Origin of the sequence: Streptomyces sp. NPDC000410 (genome assembly GCF_040300305.1) — a bacterium.
Lineage (GTDB): Bacteria > Actinomycetota > Actinomycetes > Streptomycetales > Streptomycetaceae > Streptomyces.
Window position 1 is genome coordinate 99,190 of the sequence record NZ_JBEPDM010000006.1, and the last position, 15,500, is coordinate 114,689.

A 15,500-nucleotide genomic window follows, 5' to 3' on the forward strand; every position below is an offset into this window, starting at 1 on the left:
AGTATACTCAGCGCGACCCGCTGCGGGGCGCTTCCGTGCCTGGTCAGCGGGGGTGGCCGACTTGTCCGGGCGACGCGGGGGATCGCCCGGCCAAGGAGGCGTTCCCCGCCGTGCCGGGCTGTGCGCGCGGTGATTCACACGCCGGCGAGCGGTGACTCACACGCCGACGAGCCCGAGCACCGGACGCAGCCCCTCCGGCCGCTCCTCCACCGGCAGATGGTCGACGAAGTGCACGGCGCAGCCCAGCTCCGCCGCCCCGCCGTCCGCGCGCCGGTCGTCACCGACCATCAGGACCTCCCGCGGATCGTGCCCCAGCGCCTCGCAGCCCGCCCGGAACAGCCGGGGGTCGGGCTTCTGGACGCCGAGGCGGTACGAGAGCACGTACGCCTCCACGAACGCGTCGAGCCCGTGCGCGCGGAAGACCGGCCGGGGATCCCAGCCGATGTTGCTCACCACCGCGACACCTGCCCCGTGCCGCCGCAGCGCACCCAGGACCTCCGCCGCGTCCGGGTACGGCCGCCACGCCGACGGCGCCATGTGGCGCTCGTAGAGCGCGTCGTACAGCCGTGGATCCGGCAGGTCGACGCGGCGGGCGAGCCCCGTGTAGGCGGCGCGGTGCCCCGCCGCGTCCTCGTCCCGGGTGGACCACAGCCCGGCCAGGGACCGGGGGATCCCCTGCGGGGTGGACCCGCCGGGCAGGGCGCCGGCCGCGTCCAGCTCGCGCGCGTACCGTTCGAAGTCGGCCCGGCCGACCGATACGCCCGTCTCGTCCAGGGCCGCCCGCAGCCACGACGTGACGGGTTCGATCCGGAAGAGCGTTCCTGAGAAGTCGAAGAGCACGCCTTTGATGGCCATACGGCGATCCTCGCGGGCTCAGCCCTCCCGGTTCAAGGCCACCCGGCCGTACGACGCGATCGCGCACGCCACCAGACAGACCCCGAGCAGCCAGCCGGCCACCACGTCCGTGGGCCAGTGCACCCCGAGATAGACCCGGGTGAAGCCCACACCGAGCACCGAGACGGCGGCACACAGCACCGCCGCCCACCACAGGCGCGGCCCCACGCCCCGCCGCCCCAGCAGCCAGAGCAGCAGCCCGCAGGTGACGGCCGCCGTCATCGCGTGCCCGGACGGGAACGCGGCGTACTGCGCGGAGTCCACCGGGTCCGGCCAGACCGGCCGCTCGCGGCCCACCAGCGACTTCAGCGCCTGCTGGAGGCCTGTGCCCAGCGCGCTGGCCGCCGCCACCCACACCGCGAGGAGACCGAGGCCCCGCCACAGCAGCAGGACGACGGTCGCTGCCGCCACCAGACGCATCGTCCACGGGTCCCACACCCAGTCGCTGAACACCCGGTTGACCCGGGTGAACCCGGGCTCGGCGAGCGCGGAGCGGTGCAGCCCGTCCGCGACCGCGCGGTCGAAGGACACCAGCGGTCCCAGCCTCACCGCGACCAGGACCAGCAGCAGCGCCGAGAGCACGGCCGTCACCGCGGCGGTACCCGCGGGGGAGGGGAGGGGACTGCGCGGCCGGGGAGCACCTGTGGGTGGGGGCATGAGGGAGATCTTGCCGACCATGAGCGGCCCGGGCTATCCCAGGGCGCGCAGTCCCGGCACAAACGCCACGAGCAGAGGAACGACCGGGACCAGCGCGGCCGCCGCCGTCAGCCGCAGCCGGCGGGCCGGCGTGAGCCGGGGAACCGGGGCCAGCAGCCGGTTCACCCGCTGCGGCAGCTGGGCGTCCGGAGCCGGTCCCGGGCCGAACACGCCCCGGTCCTCGTTGAGTTCGACCAGCGCCAGCGCGATGGTCAGCCGGCCGAACCGGCGCGAGGCCACATCGTCGGCCGCCAGTTCGACCAGTCGGTGCATCTCGTCGCGGAACGCGGCGAACACCGGGACCTGCGGAAAGCCGTTGGCCAGCGCCGCCGAGCAGTGCAGCAGCCAGTCGTGGCGGGCCCGCGCGTGCCCCTGCTCATGGGCGAGCACCGCGTCGAGCTGACGGCCCTTCAAGCGGCGCAGCGCGGCTGTCGTGATGACCAGCTGCGGGGCCGCGCCCGGCATCCACCACGCGTCCGGTCGCTCACCCTCCAGGACGATCAGCGGCTCGCTGCCCGGGTCCTCGCCCGGCAACACCGGGGAGCGCACGAGGAGTTCGTCACGCCGCCGCTTGCGCCGTACGCTCGCCCGGCGGATCTCCCGGGTCAGCATCGCGCCCGTCCACAGCCCGCCGCAGGCCAGCAGCACGGCCAGCACCGCCGACCAGGGCCCGTACGCGCCGAGGGCGTACGCCTCCACCACAGCGCGCGGCGCGGGCGCGAACACATGGCCCCGGACCGCCTGCCAGGCCGCCGCCGCGCTGAGCGTCATCGAGAGCGCGAAGCTCAACAGCACCGACGCCACCACGCACTGCCACACCCACAACGCCACCACCGGCTCGCGCTCCGGCCAGTCGGCCCGCGACATGAGCCGCGGGGCCACGACGGCGGCCAGTGCGCCGAGCGACAGCAGCGCGAGGGAGACCATCATGGTCTCCACCCTATGAGCGCGGCGCTACCCCCGGGTATGGACGCGCACGGCAAGTGACGTACGCCACGGTTTCACCGGCCGCGTCTCACACCGTGAGCAGCATGGCGACCATGGCCACCCCCATCGACAACCGGCAGGCCAGAGCCAGCTCCGGGCGCGCCCCCCACGCCACGGCCGCGCCGCCCGCGGGCCCGGCCACCGGCACCAGCCTGGCCCCCGCACGCAGCACGAACACGGTGAAGTAGACGAGCAACGCCCCGGTGAGCAGCGGCACTCCACCGGGCCCGGCGTGCCCCGTGTGCGCCCCGTCGGCGCCCGGAGCCATCGCCACCGCCATGTACACCATGGCCAGCGACCCGACCAGATGATGCAGATGATGCGCCGCGCCCACAGGCGCGCCCGCAGCCGATCCCGTAGCCCTTCCCGGAGTCCTTCCCGGAGTCCTGAGCGCACCCCCGCGCGCGGCCCACAGGGCGTGCAGCCCCGCCGCGCCGAACACGGCGGCGTACAGCAGCCAGGCCCACGCCGGCGGCGGTACGACGGCGGCCGGCACGGCCATCGCGGCCATCCCGAGCCCCATCACCGCCTCACCGCGCGCCGCCGCGCGCGCCGCGCCCACGCAGCTGCGCACCCGCAGCAGGCAGTACGCGCCGGACGCCGCGCACAGCGCCACGAGCAACCAGCCGGGCCCCGCGGGTCCGTGCACCGCGCACCTCCCCCGCTCGACGGTGTCGGGTGGAGGATTCCCGTGCCCGGCACGGCGCATACGAGCGCACAGGTGTACGTACAGGCGTGCGCGGGGCGCTCGTATGCGGCGGGGGTGTTCAGGGCCGGTAACGCAGCGGATGGTCCTCGGGCACCTCGACGACGGCGATGCGCACCCCGTCCGGATCGCTCACCCACATCTCGATCAGCCCCCAGGGCTCCTTGCGCGGCGGCCGCTCCACCGTCGCCCCGCGCGCCGTCACATGGCCGTACGCCGCCTTCACGTCGGAGACCTGGAGCCAGAGCGCGAGGCCGGGCGCGGGCGGGGTGTCCGAGCGCCCGGAGAGCTCCAGAAATCCGCCGCCCAGGAAGTAGACCGTCCCGCGCTCGGGCCCGGTGCCGAACTCGCGGTAGATCTGCAGGCCGAGTACGTCCTCGTAGAAGCGCCGGGACCGCTCGGGGTCGGTGGGACGCAGCAGAGTGCGGCTGCTGAGCACGTGCATCATGGTCAGCACAGTAGACGGCACGCAGGAGAGATCGGAGATCCACGCCATGGACACCGCCCCGCCGCGGGACGAGGCCCGCCTGACCTACCGCGACGCCACCGACGCCGATGTGGACGCGCTCGTCGAGCTGATCGAGTCCGCCTACCGGGGGGAATCGAGCCGGGCCGGCTGGACCACGGAGGCGGACATCCTCCGGGGGCAGCGGACCGACCCGGACGGTGTGCGGGACGTCATCACCGCGGACGGGAGCAGGCTGCTCGCCGTGGAGCGCGAGGGTGAACTGATCGCCTGCTGCCAGCTGGAGGACCGTGGCGAGGCCGCCTACTTCGGCATGTTCGCCGTCCGCCCCGGACTCCAGGGCGGCGGCCTCGGCCGGCGGATCATCGCCGAGGCCGAGCGCGTCGCCCGCGCCTCCTGGGGCGTGTCCGAGATGCACATGACCGTGATCTCCGTACGCGACGACCTGATCGCCTGGTACGAGCGGCGTGGCTACCGCCGTACGGGAAAGATGACGCCCTTCCCGTACGGCGACGAGCGCTTCGGCCTGCCGCAGCGCGACGACCTGCAGTTCGAGCTGCTCGTGAAGGAGCTCGTCTAGGGCCTGTCTTTCGGATCTTGCCGGGCTGATCCAGAAGACAAGCCCTCGGGGGTGTCTTGTGGATCAGGCCGAGCCCGGCAAGATCCAGAAGACACCCCCTGGGCCGGTCAGGCCGTGAAGCGGCCGGTGCGGCGGATCTCCGGGAAGTCGGTGGTCGCGCCGTCCAGTTCGAGCGCGCGCACGAGCCGCAGATGGTCCTGGGTGTTGACCACCCAGCCGATGACCTTCAGGCCCTCGCCGTGCGCGTGCTCCACGGTCTCCAGCGTGAGCCTGCGGATGTTCAGCGCGAGGGTGGCGGCGCCCACCGCCCGCGCCCGGTCCACGATGTCGCTGCCCCAGCGGCTCGCGATCAGAGCCGTGCGTACGCCCGGGACCAGCGAGGTGATCTCCGCGATCGCCTCGTCCTGGAAGGACGAGACCTCCACCCGCCCCACGAGATCGCGCTTGCGCATCACCGCGGCGAGCGCCCGCGCAGCGGCGACGTCCTTGATCTCCGCCTGGAGCGGCGCGCCCACCGCGTCCAGGACCTCCTCGAAGACAGGGACGCGCTCGCCCTGACCGGCGTCGAGCTCCCGCAGCTCGGCGAGGGTCTTGTCGGCGATCGGGCCGGTCCCGTCGGTCGTCCGGTCCACCTCCGCGTCGTGCATGACGACCAGGGCGCCGTCCTTGCTCAGATGAAGATCCAGCTCGATGGCGTCCATGCCGACGCGCTCGGCGCGGACGAAGGAACGGAGGGTGTTCTCCGGCTCGACACCCATGACTCCGCGATGACCGATGGTGAGGAAACTCAAGATCTTCTCGCTTCCGTCGTATTTTTGGGGCTCGGCTCGCCTCCGGGGCGCTTCTTGGGGTCCTCCCAGGACGAAGTCCTAGGGGGAAGTGCGTCGACGCCCGCGCGCCCCTTCGGCTCGCTCGCCCCGCGCGGCACGGCCGCAGCCTAATGGCCCACCTCCAAGGTGTAACGGGTCGTGCAGCAGGCCGCCAGGCCCGTGGGAACGGGCGGTTCCGGCGTTGGGGCGGCGGATCGGATCACTCGTCCGTGGGCGCGTCCCCCGGGCCTTGACGCCGCTGCTCGAGCCGGTCCAGATCGTGCAGCAGCGCCTGTGCCAGCTCCAGCTCGGCGAGGTGGTGCCGCTCGCTCCAGCGCAGCGCCACCTGCGGATGCGCCCACTCGTCCACGCCTTCGGCCCGTGCGAGTGCGGCCCGCACCTCCGCGAGCTCCGCCTCCGTGCGGTCGATGTGGTCACCGACGAGCGCGCGCAGCCGTTCCGGCGCCGCCAGATGGCCGAGCCAGACCCGCAGCACCAGGGGGTGCTTGAGGACGGGCGGCCCCGCGTCCCCGCCGCCACCGGCCCACTCCGCGAGTGCCGTGCGGCCCGCCTCGGTGATCGCGTACCGCCGCTTGGCGCGGGGCTCCTCGGGGCCCGAGCGCTGCGAGGTGACGTAACCGAGGCCCTCCAGGCGGCGCAGCTCCGCGTAGATCTGGCTGATGGCCGGGGACCAGTAGAAGAACCGCAGGGAGGCGTCCGCCCACTTCTTCAGCTCGTAACCGGTGCGCTCACCGGGGAACGAGAGCAGCCCGAGCACGGCCCAGGCCGTCGCGGGAAGCTCCGCTCCGGACGGGTGCTGTCGTACGTCTTGCTTCTTCGGGACCTGACGACTAGTCATATAGCGAATTGAAATAACGGCAGCGCACAGGACGCAAGCCCCCTGGGAGGCCCCGTCATGCAGTTCTCCGTCATTTTCGAGGCCCAGCTCGCCGATCCCACCGTCGAACGCGAGCACCAGGTCATCCGCGACTGCGTCGAACAGGCCGTACTCGCCGAGCAGATGGGCTTCGACCGGATCTGGGCCGTCGAGCACCACTCTCTCAAGTGGTACGCCCACATGTCCGCCCCCGAGATCTTTCTCACCTGGGTGGCGGCGAAGACCACGACCATCCGCGTCGGGCACGGCGTCGTCTGCATGCCCTTCAACTTCAACCATCCCGCCCGGGTCGCCGAGCGGGCCGCGATGCTCGACCTGCTCTCCGGCGGGCGGCTCGACCTCGGGGCCGGACGTGGCGGCACCGACCAGGAGACCTCGTTGTGCGGCGTCGACAAGAGCCGGACGACGCGGGAGGTGGAGGAAGCGCTGCGGATCATCGGCAAGGCCTGGCAGGAGGACGAGCTCGAGTACCACGGCGAGCTGATCAGGATCGATCCGCATCCGATCCTGCCCCGCCCCCGCCAGCTGCCGCATCCGCCGCTCTTCCTCGCCTGCAGCCGCACCGAGACCCTCACCCAGGCCGCGGATCTCGGCATCGGTGCCCTGGTCATGGGCTTCGCCGGGCCCGAGGCGATCGCCGGGATGCGTACCGCGTACGACGCCGCCGTCGCCGCCCGCGACGGCTCCCGCTTCGTCTCCACCGAGGTCAACGACCACTTCTCCGTCCTCTGTCCGACGATCGTGCTGGACGACCGGGAGGAGGCGCGGCGCGTCGGCATCCGCGGGCAGCGGTTCTTCGCCCAGTCCATCGGGCACTGGTACGGCGGCGCGGGCATACCCGACGAGGCGGTGGGCGAGGGGGCGGACGAGGCCGCCGAGATGCGCAGGGCCGCCGAGCAGGTCGTCGCCCGTCTGCACGAGCACGACATCCCCGTGCGTCCCACCTCCACCGCCACCTTCAACGCCGACCACGCCTACGGCACCGCGGACGACGCGATCGCCTACGTGGAGCGGCTGCGCGACGCGGGTGCCGACGAGATCATGTGCCTGATCCAGATGGGCACGGTGCCGCAGGAGGCCTGCCTGGAGACGCTGCGGCAGTGGGGCGAGAAGGTCATCCCGCACTTCGCGCGCGAGGAGGCCCGGGGATGACCGATCGCCTCGCGCCCGAAGCCCGCCCGTACGTGGACGCGATGAGCGCCGTCTTCCCCGATGTCGGCGGCACGGTCACCGACGCCGTCGAGGCCCGGCGCATCCTCGCCGCCGCCCCGGTCCCGCCCGCGCCGCTGCCGCCGGTCGGCGCCGTGACGGACCGGACGGTCCCCGGTCCGCCGGGCGCACCGGACGTCCCGGTACGGATCTACGAGCCCGTGTCCCGGGCCGCGTCGTGTCCCACCGTCGTCTTCCTGCACGGCGGGGGCTTCACCCTGTGCGGCCTCGACACGTACGAGCGGACCTGCCGCACCCTGTGCGCCGCCGCGGGGGCCGTGATCGTCTCCGTCGGCTACCGGCTCGCCCCCGAGGCACGCTTCCCCGCCCCGCTCCAGGACGCGTACGCGGCCCTGCGCTGGGCCGCGTTCCACGTCGGGGAGCTCGGCGGCGACCCGGCGGCGCTGGTCGTGGCGGGAGACAGCTCCGGCGGCACGCTGGCCGCCGGCTGCGCCCTGCTGGCGAGGGAGCGGGGTGGCCCCGCGCTCGCACTCCAGGCGCTGGTCTACCCGGCCACGGACGCCGCCATGGACACCGGCTCGTACCGGAGGAACGCGCGCGGCTACTACCTCACCGCCGCCCACCTGAGGTGGTTCTGGGCCCAGTACCTCGGCCCGGACGGCGATCCGCTCGACCCGCTCGTCTCGCCGCTGCGGGCCCGCCCGCACGGTCTGCCGCCCGCGCACATCGTCACGGCCGGCTGCGATCCCCTCTGCGACGAGGGCCGGGCGTACGCCGCGCGGCTGCGGGATGCGGGGGTCCGGGTGAGCGAGGGACACTTTCCGCAGATGTTCCATGGCTTTCTGTCACTGAGCGGTGCACTCCCTGACGCCCGTCGCGCACTGGACGGACTGGCCACAGCTATCGCCTCAACAGCCGTACGTGACAGCAAAATCTGCGGTGACCAAGGGGGTTGCGCAGGATAATTTCCCACGGTCGCACTTGTACGGAAGAACCTCGCATGGATACGGTGTCTTGACGCGAGGTTCTCCCGTGGAGGAAGTGACATGACGGAAATTCTTGTGCAGGACGCTGCCGGCAGGGACATCACTACTGCCGTGCGGGTGGTCGAGCACCCCGCCTGGCTGACGCTCAAGAGTGCCGTCGAGGACATCAGGCCCTGGCAGTCCAAGGACGGCTCGATCGACTTCGACGCCGAGGACGCCCCGGTGCCCGCCACGGCCGCCTACGCGGTCGAGCAGCTGACCTCGGCGGTCGAGGAGCTCTCCCCGCTGCTGCCGCACGACGCCCCGTACCACCGTGCGCTCGTCGGCGACCTGAAGAAGTGGGCGGACGGCGGCTTCGGCGTGCCCGACTTCCTGGACTCGCTGCTCGCCTTCCAGCCCGCCGCGAACCGCGTGGACGGCCTCCAGCACCTGGTCGTCTTCCCGATGTACACGCAGAACGGCAACCCCGACCGCAACTTCGAAGCGGTCGTCCTGCGCATGGTCTGGCCGGAGTGGCTCGCCGAGCTGGAGGCCACCCGCTACGACAACCCGCTCTTCTGCGGCATCACCTTCGAGGACTTCACCGCGGGCTACGACACCAACTCGGCCGTGCTCTTCCCGGAGACCATAGCCGTGCGCGAGGCCCCCGAGCGGTTCAGCTGGGGCGGCATCTTCTGCGACCGCGAGGCCGCCCGCTTCCGCCGCGTCACCGAGGCGGCCGTGGAGACCCTCGGCGTCGAGCTTCCCGAGGACATCGCCGCGATGGTCCACGACCAGGAGCGCTGCGAGAAGGCCTTCGTGCTCTGGGACATGGTCCACGACCGCACCCACAGCCGCGGCGACCTGCCCTTCGACCCGTTCATGATCAAGCAGCGCCAGCCGTTCTGGATGTACGGCCTGGAGGAGCTGCGCTGCGACCTCACCGCCTTCAAGGAGGCCGTGAAGCTGGAGGCCGAGGGCAACGCGCACGGCCGCGACGTCCAGTACGCGGTGCTGTTCGACCGGATGTTCCGCTTCCCCCTCACCGGCGACCGGGTGCGCAACTACGACGGCCTCGGCGGCCAGCTGCTCTTCGCGTACCTCCACAAGCACGATGTCGTCCGCTGGACCGACAACACGCTGAAGATCGACTGGGACCGGGCCCCGCAGGTCACCAACCAGCTCTGCGCCGAGATCGAGACCCTGTACCGCGAGGGCATCGACCGCCCGAAGCTCGTCCACTGGTTCAAGGCGTACGACCTGGTCTCCACCTACCTCGCGCCGCACCCGGGCTCGCGCTGGGCCAAGGGCCCGGACGCCCTGGACCTCTCCCTGCCGCCGCGCAAGCTCGTGGACGACGTGCTTCCGGACGAGTTTCCGCTCAGCATGTTCTATGAGGCGCTCTCCAAGAAGCTCAAGGACGTGATCGCCTCCACCAAGGGGATCACCGCGGGCGCCGCCGCGTGAGCTCTCGTACGGAGGAGACCACCAAGATGAACCTGAACAACAACGGGGTGCTGGACGGTGCCGTGATCGCGGTGGCCGGTGCCGCCGGCCCGGCGGGCCGTGCGACGCTGCTGCGCCTCGCCGAGGCCGGAGCGACCGTCGTGGCGGCCGACGCGGACACCGAGCGTCTCGCCGAAGCCGTCGACGCCGCCCGGTACGCGCACGGCGGCGCGACCGTCACCGGAGACACGGTCGACCTGCTCGACCTGAACGCCACCCGCGAATGGGCCGCCCAGACCGAGAAGGAGTTCGGCCGGATCGACGGCCTGGTCCATCTCGTCGGCGGCTGGCGCGGCAGCGCGACCTTCGCCGAGACCGACCTGGCCGACTGGAACCTGCTGGAGAAACTGCTGATCCGCACGGTCCAGCACACCTCGCTCGCCTTCCACGAGGCGCTCAGGCGCAGCGACAAGGGACGCTATGTGCTGGTCAGCCAGTCCGGTGCCAGCAAGCCCACCGAGGGCAACGCCGCGTACGCCGCGGCCAAGGCGGCCGCCGAGGCCTGGACCCTGGCGCTCGCCGACGCGTTCCGCAAGGCTGGAGGCGATCAGGGCCCGAACGCCGCGGCCGCCATCCTGATCATCAAGGCACTGGTGCACGACGCCATGCGCGCCGAGCGCCCGAATGCGAAGTTCGCGGGCTTCACGGACGCCAAGGAACTGGCCGAGGCCATTGCCGGAGTCTGGGACCGGCCCGCCTCGGAAGTGAATGGACAGCGTCTGTGGCTGACCCCCAAGCCGTGATCCCCTCGAAGACCGATGCCCGCAGGCACCACGACCCCGCCGTCCGGGGCTTCGCCAGCGACAACTACGCGGGCGCGCATCCGGAAGTGCTGGCCGCGCTCGCCGTCGCCAACGGAGGCCACGACGTCTCCTACGGCGAGGACGCGTACACGGACCATCTACAGCGGATCATGCACAGCCATTTCGGCTCGTCCGCCGAGGCCTTCCCGGTCTTCAACGGAACGGGAGCCAACGTCGTCGCGCTCCAGGCGCTGACGGACCGCTGGGGCGCGGTGGTGTGTGCCGAGACCGCGCACATCAACGTGGACGAGGGCGGCGCGCCCGAGCGGATGGGCGGCCTCAAGCTGCTGACCGTACCGACGCCGGACGGGAAGCTCACGCCCGAGCTGATCGACCGGCAGGCGTGGGGCTGGGAGGACGAGCACCGCGCCATGCCGCAGGTCGTCTCGATCACCCAGAACACCGAGCTGGGCACGGTCTACACGGTGGACGAGATCCGCGCGATCGTCGAGCACGCGCACGGCCTCGGAATGAAGGTGCACCTCGACGGCGCCCGGATAGCCAACGCCGCCGCGTCGCTGGACGTGCCGATGCGCGCGTTCACCAACGCGGTCGGCGTGGACGTCCTCTCGTACGGCGGCACCAAGAACGGGATGCTCTTCGGCGAGGCCGTCGTCGTCCTCAACCCGGACGCCGTCAGCCATATGAAGCATCTGCGCAAGCTCTCCATGCAGCTCGCGTCCAAGATGCGCTTCGTCTCCGTCCAGCTGGAGGCGCTGCTCGCCAAGGACCTGTGGCTGCGCAACGCCCGGCACTCCAACGCCATGGCGCGGCGGCTCGCCGACGGCGTGCGGTCGGTGGACGGGGTGGAGATCCTCTACCCGGTCCAGGCCAACGCGGTCTTCGCGCGCCTTCCGCACGAGGTGAGCAGGCGGCTGCAGCAGCGCTTCCGCTTCTACTTCTGGGACGAGGCGGCCGGCGACGTCCGGTGGATGTGCTCCTTCGACACCACCGAGGACGACGTGGACGCCTTCCTCCAGGCGCTGAAGGAAGAAATGACCAGGTAGCGCCAAGGGTTAGTGGAGTGGACCGCGTGGCGCAGTAGAGTGCACTGCGCGGTCCACTTCCGTCGCGCTGGGAAGCGCTGAGGCAAGGCAGACGATGACCCTGAAGCTCACCGTGTCCGACGAGGTGCGTGCCCTCGTGCCCGGATTCACCCATCTGGCCATCGAGGCCCGTGGCCTGGTCAACGGCCCCAGCAATGAAGCGAGTGCGGCGCTGCTCGACGATGCCGCGGACCGGCTGGCCGAGCGGCTCGGGGGCCGTGCCCCGCACGAGGACGCGCACATGGCCGCGTGGCGCGAGGCGTACAGCGCCTTCGGCGCCAAGCCGTCCCGTACGCGCAACTCCGCCGAGGCGCTCGCCAAGCGCGCGCTGTCCGGGGCCGGACTGCCCCGCATCAACCTGCTCGTGGACGCGTACAACGCGATCAGCGTGGCCCATCTGATCCCGGTCGGCGGCGAGGACGCCGACCTCGTCGAGGGGGCGATGCGCCTGGTACGGGCCACCGGTGACGAGCCGTTCGTCACCGTCGCGGGCGGCGAGGCCGCCGTGGAGCACCCGGAGCCCGGCGAGATCGTCTGGTGCGACGACGAGGGCGTCACCTGCCGCCGCTGGAACTGGCGTCAGGGCCCGCGCACCCGGCTCACCGAGGAGTCGGTGAACGCGATCTTCCTGCTGGAGAGCCTCGCGCCGATGACGCGCGGAGAGCTGGAGGCGGCGGGGGCCGAACTCGCCGAGTCGCTGGAGAAGCTCAGCCCCGGGGCGCTGATCACCGTCCGCACCCCGGAGTGATGCCCCGCCGGCGGCCCCCAGGGCCTGATCCACCGGACGGGCCCTCAGCGGGCTCGGCGAAGTCCGGTGCGGTTCGGCGGCGCCCCGAAGGGGCGCGGGGCTGTATCGATGCGCGGCTCCGCCGCGTGGCGCGACCAGCCACGACGCACCCGCAGGTATCGCACCGGACTTCCAGCGGAGCGCTCAGGCGCCGGCCTCGCGGACCTCGGCCGCGGTCGGAGCCGTACCCCCGAGGTGCGCGGGCACCCACCAGGTGTCGCCGGCGTCCTTGGGGCGTACGGGATAGGCGCGCTGCGCCGCCTCCAGCAGCTCCTGCACCCGCTCGCGCAGCCGCCGCGTGATCGCACCCGCGTACTGGTCGGTGGGCGCCTCCATCGGCTCGCCGACCCGGATGGTCACCGGGATGTGGCTGCGCTTGAGGTTCTTCGGGCGGCCCTTGGTCCACAGCCGCTGCGTGCCCCACAGCGCCACCGGGATCAGCGGCACGCCGGCCTCCTGCGCGAGGCGCGCGGCGCCCGACTTGAAGCTCTTCAGCGTGAACGACTGGGAGATCGTGGCCTCCGGGAACACGCCGATGATCTCGCCGGAGCGCAGCGAGTCGAGCGCGTGCGCGTAGGCCGTCTCGCCCTGCTTGCGGTCCACCGGAATGTGCTTCATGCCGCGCATCAGCGGACCCGAGACCCGGTGCCGGAACACGGACTCCTTCGCCATGAAGCGGACCAGCCGCTTCTGCGGCAGCGCCGCCAGGCCGGAGAAGATGAAGTCGAGGTAGCCGATGTGATTGCTCACCAGCACCGCACCGCCGGAGCGCGGAATGTTCTCCGACCCCTGAGTGTCGATCTTCAGGTCCAGCGCCTTGAACAGCGTGAGGGCGGCGCCGATGACCGGCCGATAGACGAGCTCTGCCATCTGTGGGGAGACCCTTCCTTACTTGCCCCGGGGGAGGGTTCGCCCGGTGGAAGTTACGCAGCCGTAGGTTTTCGGCATTGGGCAGATGGTGCCCCATGTGCGCCGTAACGGCCAGTCCTGGGCGCGTCGCACGGCGAGATTCTCGTCACGTCGAGTCACCTGGCGGAATTTCGGCGCCCGTCCGGGGCGCTGTACCCGGACGATGAACGAACATGCCGAGAGGCTCGAGAGGCTCGGGGCTGCCGAGCTGGGTGCGGAGCTGGGGGAGCGGGCCACGCTCGTGCAGTTCTCCAGCGCCTTCTGTCAGCCGTGCCGGGCGACCAGGCGCGTCCTCGCCGATGTGGCGGGCATGATCGGCGGGGTGGCGCACCTGGAGATAGACGCGGAGGAGCGCCTCCCGCTCGTGCGCGAGCTGGGCATCGTGAGAACGCCCACGGTGCTCGTGCTGGACGCGGGCGGCCGGATCGTGCGCAGGGCGTCGGGGCAGCCCCGCAAGGCCGATGTGATCGCGGCGCTGGCAGCAGCGCTGTGACCGGGAAGTGGCAAGTCCGTGACGCCGCTCGCATCTCGCCGATACGGCTTGACTGCACGGGCCAACGATCGTCAGTCTGACGGCGTGCCCTCACGATTCCTTCTCTTCGGCCGGGTCCATGTGGACCTGGCCCGTCATGCGAGCGCGCGCTGTCCGGGCGTCTGAGCAGCCACGGACCCGTTCGTATCCCTCGCAGAAGGACAACTCCATGACGGCTTCGCCCGACCTCGCCGCCGATCGGCCGGCCATTCCCCACCAGTCGGCCGCTCCCGGCCCCGGCCTCGGCGCCCCACGGCCGGCCACTCCCGACCTCCTGCGCTCCGTCTTCCGGCAGCACGCGGCGGGTGTCGCGGTCATCACCGCCCAGGGGGACCGCCCCGTCGGCTTCACCGCCACCTCGCTCAGCTCGGTCGCGGCCGAGCCCCCGCTGATCTCGTTCGGCATCGGCACCTCGTCATCCAGCTGGCCGGTCGTCTCGGAGGCGTCGTACGTCGGCGTCCATGTGCTCGGCGAGCACCAGCGGGAACTGGCCGCCACCTTCGCCCGCAGCGGCGCCGACCGCTTCGCCCCGCCCACCCGATGGCGTAGCGGGCCGTGGGGAGTGCCGGTCCTGGACGGCGTACTGGCCTGGCTGGTCTGCCGCGTCGTCGCCCGGGTGCCCGCCGGGGACCATCGCATCGTCATCGCCGAGGCCGTTGCCGGGGACCCGGCCGGGGACGGCCGTCCGCTCCTCTATCACCAGGGACGTTTCAACGCGCTGAGGGACTGAGAGGTTCTGGTTACGCAGCGTTGTCAACGTCACAGTTCCAAGCGCTTGCTTACGGGGTACGTACCAGCTGTACTGACGAGTAATATTTCGTTCGGAGCGCCGGTCGCCCCGACCGGAAACCCCGCCTTCAGGCGCCTATGCTGCCTGCACAAGGCAGCTCAGAAATGACGATGCAGTAGGAGAGCCGGCGTGAGCTTGAGGATCGTTGTCTGTGTGAAGTACGTGCCCGACGCCACCGGCGACCGGCACTTCGCCGATGACCTGACCGTCGACCGTGACGACGTCGACGGCCTGCTGTCGGAGCTCGACGAGTACGCGGTCGAGCAGGCGCTGCAGATCGCCGACGAGGCCGACGACGCGGAGATCACCGTGCTGACGGTGGGCCCCGAGGACGCCAAGGACGCGCTGCGCAAGGCGCTGTCCATGGGTGCCGACAAGGCCGTCCACGTCGAGGACGACGACCTGCACGGCACCGACGTCATGGGCACCTCGCTGGTGCTCGCCAAGGCCATCGAGAAGACCGGCTACGACCTGGTCATCTGCGGTATGGCCTCGACCGACGGCACCATGGGCGTGCTGCCGGCGATCCTCGCCGAGCGCCTCGGCGTCCCGCAGGTCACCCTGCTCTCCGAGGTCTCCGTCGAGGACGGCACCGTCAAGGGCCGCCGTGACGGCGACACCGCCAGCGAGCAGCTGGAGGCGTCCCTGCCGGCCGTCGTGTCCGTGACGGACCAGTCGGGTGAGGCCCGCTACCCGTCCTTCAAGGGCATCATGGCCGCCAAGAAGAAGCCGGTGGAGTCCCTGGACCTGTCCGACCTCGACATCGAGGCGGAGGAAGTCGGTCTGGAGGGCGCGTGGACCGCGGTCGACTCGGCCGCCGAGCGTCCGGCCCGTACCGCCGGCACGATCGTCAAGGACGAGGGCGAGGGCGGCAAGCAGCTGGCCGAGTTCCTGGCCGGACAGAAGTTCATCTGAGGCTTCGGCCCCGTACTGCCCCCTCACACTTCACACGCAGG

The 15,500-nt window shown here is 71.6% G+C and carries 18 protein-coding genes; 10 read left to right on the top strand and 8 right to left on the bottom strand.

Features of this window, described 5'->3' with window-relative positions:
• Window positions 1-156 precede the first annotated feature (156 nt).
• The 5 genes from ABT342_RS10310 to ABT342_RS10330 all read right to left on the bottom strand — a co-directional run bounded on the left by ABT342_RS10310 (window position 157) and on the right by ABT342_RS10330 (window position 3,731).
• Entirely contained in the window at window positions 157-855 is a 699-nt protein-coding gene (locus tag ABT342_RS10310) for an HAD family hydrolase (RefSeq protein WP_351569916.1), read from the bottom strand.
• 18 nt (window positions 856-873) lie between these two features.
• A complete protein-coding gene (locus ABT342_RS10315) occupies window positions 874-1,551 on the bottom strand; it encodes a phosphatase PAP2 family protein (protein WP_351569919.1) in 678 nt (225 codons plus the stop codon).
• A gap of 33 nt (window positions 1,552-1,584) precedes the next feature.
• Complete coding sequence (locus ABT342_RS10320) at window positions 1,585-2,520, bottom strand: M56 family metallopeptidase (RefSeq protein WP_351569922.1); 936 nt, start codon at window positions 2,518-2,520, stop codon at window positions 1,585-1,587.
• An 85-nt stretch (window positions 2,521-2,605) separates the two neighbouring features.
• Window positions 2,606-3,226 (bottom strand): DUF5134 domain-containing protein, encoded by a 621-nt coding sequence (locus tag ABT342_RS10325; RefSeq protein ID WP_351569925.1) that lies wholly within the window; start codon window positions 3,224-3,226, stop codon window positions 2,606-2,608.
• A gap of 118 nt (window positions 3,227-3,344) precedes the next feature.
• The gene (locus ABT342_RS10330; RefSeq protein ID WP_351569927.1) at window positions 3,345-3,731 is read right to left on the bottom strand and encodes a VOC family protein; all 387 of its coding nucleotides are present in this window, start codon (window positions 3,729-3,731) and stop codon (window positions 3,345-3,347) included.
• A gap of 46 nt (window positions 3,732-3,777) precedes the next feature.
• Here ABT342_RS10330 and ABT342_RS10335 point away from each other — a divergent pair, with 46 nt between their 5' ends.
• Complete coding sequence (locus ABT342_RS10335; RefSeq protein WP_351570341.1) at window positions 3,778-4,329, top strand: GNAT family N-acetyltransferase; 552 nt, start codon at window positions 3,778-3,780, stop codon at window positions 4,327-4,329.
• Window positions 4,330-4,436: 107 nt separating this feature from the next.
• Here the strand turns inward: ABT342_RS10335 and ABT342_RS10340 are convergent, their stop codons facing one another.
• Complete coding sequence (locus tag ABT342_RS10340) at window positions 4,437-5,120, bottom strand: glycerophosphodiester phosphodiesterase (protein WP_351569930.1); 684 nt, start codon at window positions 5,118-5,120, stop codon at window positions 4,437-4,439.
• 238 nt (window positions 5,121-5,358) lie between these two features.
• Window positions 5,359-5,997, bottom strand: coding sequence for a PadR family transcriptional regulator (locus ABT342_RS10345; RefSeq protein WP_351569933.1), 639 nt, complete (start codon window positions 5,995-5,997; stop codon window positions 5,359-5,361).
• Between the two features lie 57 nt (window positions 5,998-6,054).
• On the opposite strand from ABT342_RS10345, the gene ABT342_RS10350 reads away from it, so the two are divergent.
• The 6 genes from ABT342_RS10350 to ABT342_RS10375 all read left to right on the top strand — a co-directional run bounded on the left by ABT342_RS10350 (window position 6,055) and on the right by ABT342_RS10375 (window position 12,274).
• Window positions 6,055-7,188: an LLM class flavin-dependent oxidoreductase gene (locus tag ABT342_RS10350; protein ID WP_351569936.1), complete on the top strand. Its 1,134-nt coding sequence runs from the start codon at window positions 6,055-6,057 to the stop codon at window positions 7,186-7,188.
• The gene (locus ABT342_RS10355) at window positions 7,185-8,171 is read left to right on the top strand and encodes an alpha/beta hydrolase (RefSeq protein ID WP_351569939.1); all 987 of its coding nucleotides are present in this window, start codon (window positions 7,185-7,187) and stop codon (window positions 8,169-8,171) included. Before ABT342_RS10350 ends, ABT342_RS10355 begins: the two co-directional genes overlap by 4 nt.
• An 81-nt stretch (window positions 8,172-8,252) precedes the next feature.
• The gene (locus tag ABT342_RS10360; RefSeq protein ID WP_351569942.1) at window positions 8,253-9,638 is read left to right on the top strand and encodes a DUF6421 family protein; all 1,386 of its coding nucleotides are present in this window, start codon (window positions 8,253-8,255) and stop codon (window positions 9,636-9,638) included.
• Window positions 9,639-9,664: 26 nt separating this feature from the next.
• A complete protein-coding gene (locus ABT342_RS10365) occupies window positions 9,665-10,420 on the top strand; it encodes an SDR family NAD(P)-dependent oxidoreductase (protein ID WP_351570344.1) in 756 nt (251 codons plus the stop codon).
• Window positions 10,417-11,487, top strand: a complete 1,071-nt coding sequence (locus ABT342_RS10370; protein WP_502965506.1) for a threonine aldolase family protein — start codon at window positions 10,417-10,419, stop codon at window positions 11,485-11,487. The genes ABT342_RS10365 and ABT342_RS10370 overlap by 4 nt, the downstream gene beginning before the upstream one ends.
• Window positions 11,488-11,581: 94 nt before the next feature.
• The gene (locus ABT342_RS10375; RefSeq protein WP_351569948.1) at window positions 11,582-12,274 is read left to right on the top strand and encodes a B3/B4 domain-containing protein; all 693 of its coding nucleotides are present in this window, start codon (window positions 11,582-11,584) and stop codon (window positions 12,272-12,274) included.
• Window positions 12,275-12,457: 183 nt separating this feature from the next.
• Here ABT342_RS10375 and ABT342_RS10380 read toward each other — a convergent pair whose 3' ends face one another.
• A complete protein-coding gene (locus ABT342_RS10380; RefSeq protein ID WP_351569951.1) occupies window positions 12,458-13,183 on the bottom strand; it encodes a lysophospholipid acyltransferase family protein in 726 nt (241 codons plus the stop codon).
• Between the two features lie 202 nt (window positions 13,184-13,385).
• Between ABT342_RS10380 and ABT342_RS10385 the strand changes: the two genes are divergently transcribed.
• From ABT342_RS10385 to ABT342_RS10395, 3 genes are all read left to right on the top strand, one after another.
• Window positions 13,386-13,715 (top strand): TlpA family protein disulfide reductase, encoded by a 330-nt coding sequence (locus tag ABT342_RS10385; RefSeq protein WP_351569954.1) that lies wholly within the window; start codon window positions 13,386-13,388, stop codon window positions 13,713-13,715.
• A 208-nt stretch (window positions 13,716-13,923) separates the two neighbouring features.
• Window positions 13,924-14,484 carry a flavin reductase family protein gene (locus ABT342_RS10390; protein WP_351569957.1) on the top strand — a complete coding sequence of 187 codons (561 nt, stop codon included), beginning with the start codon at window positions 13,924-13,926 and terminating at the stop codon, window positions 14,482-14,484.
• Window positions 14,485-14,673: 189 nt separating this feature from the next.
• The gene (locus tag ABT342_RS10395) at window positions 14,674-15,459 is read left to right on the top strand and encodes an electron transfer flavoprotein subunit beta/FixA family protein (protein ID WP_351569960.1); all 786 of its coding nucleotides are present in this window, start codon (window positions 14,674-14,676) and stop codon (window positions 15,457-15,459) included.
• The last annotated feature ends 41 nt before the right edge of the window (window positions 15,460-15,500 follow it).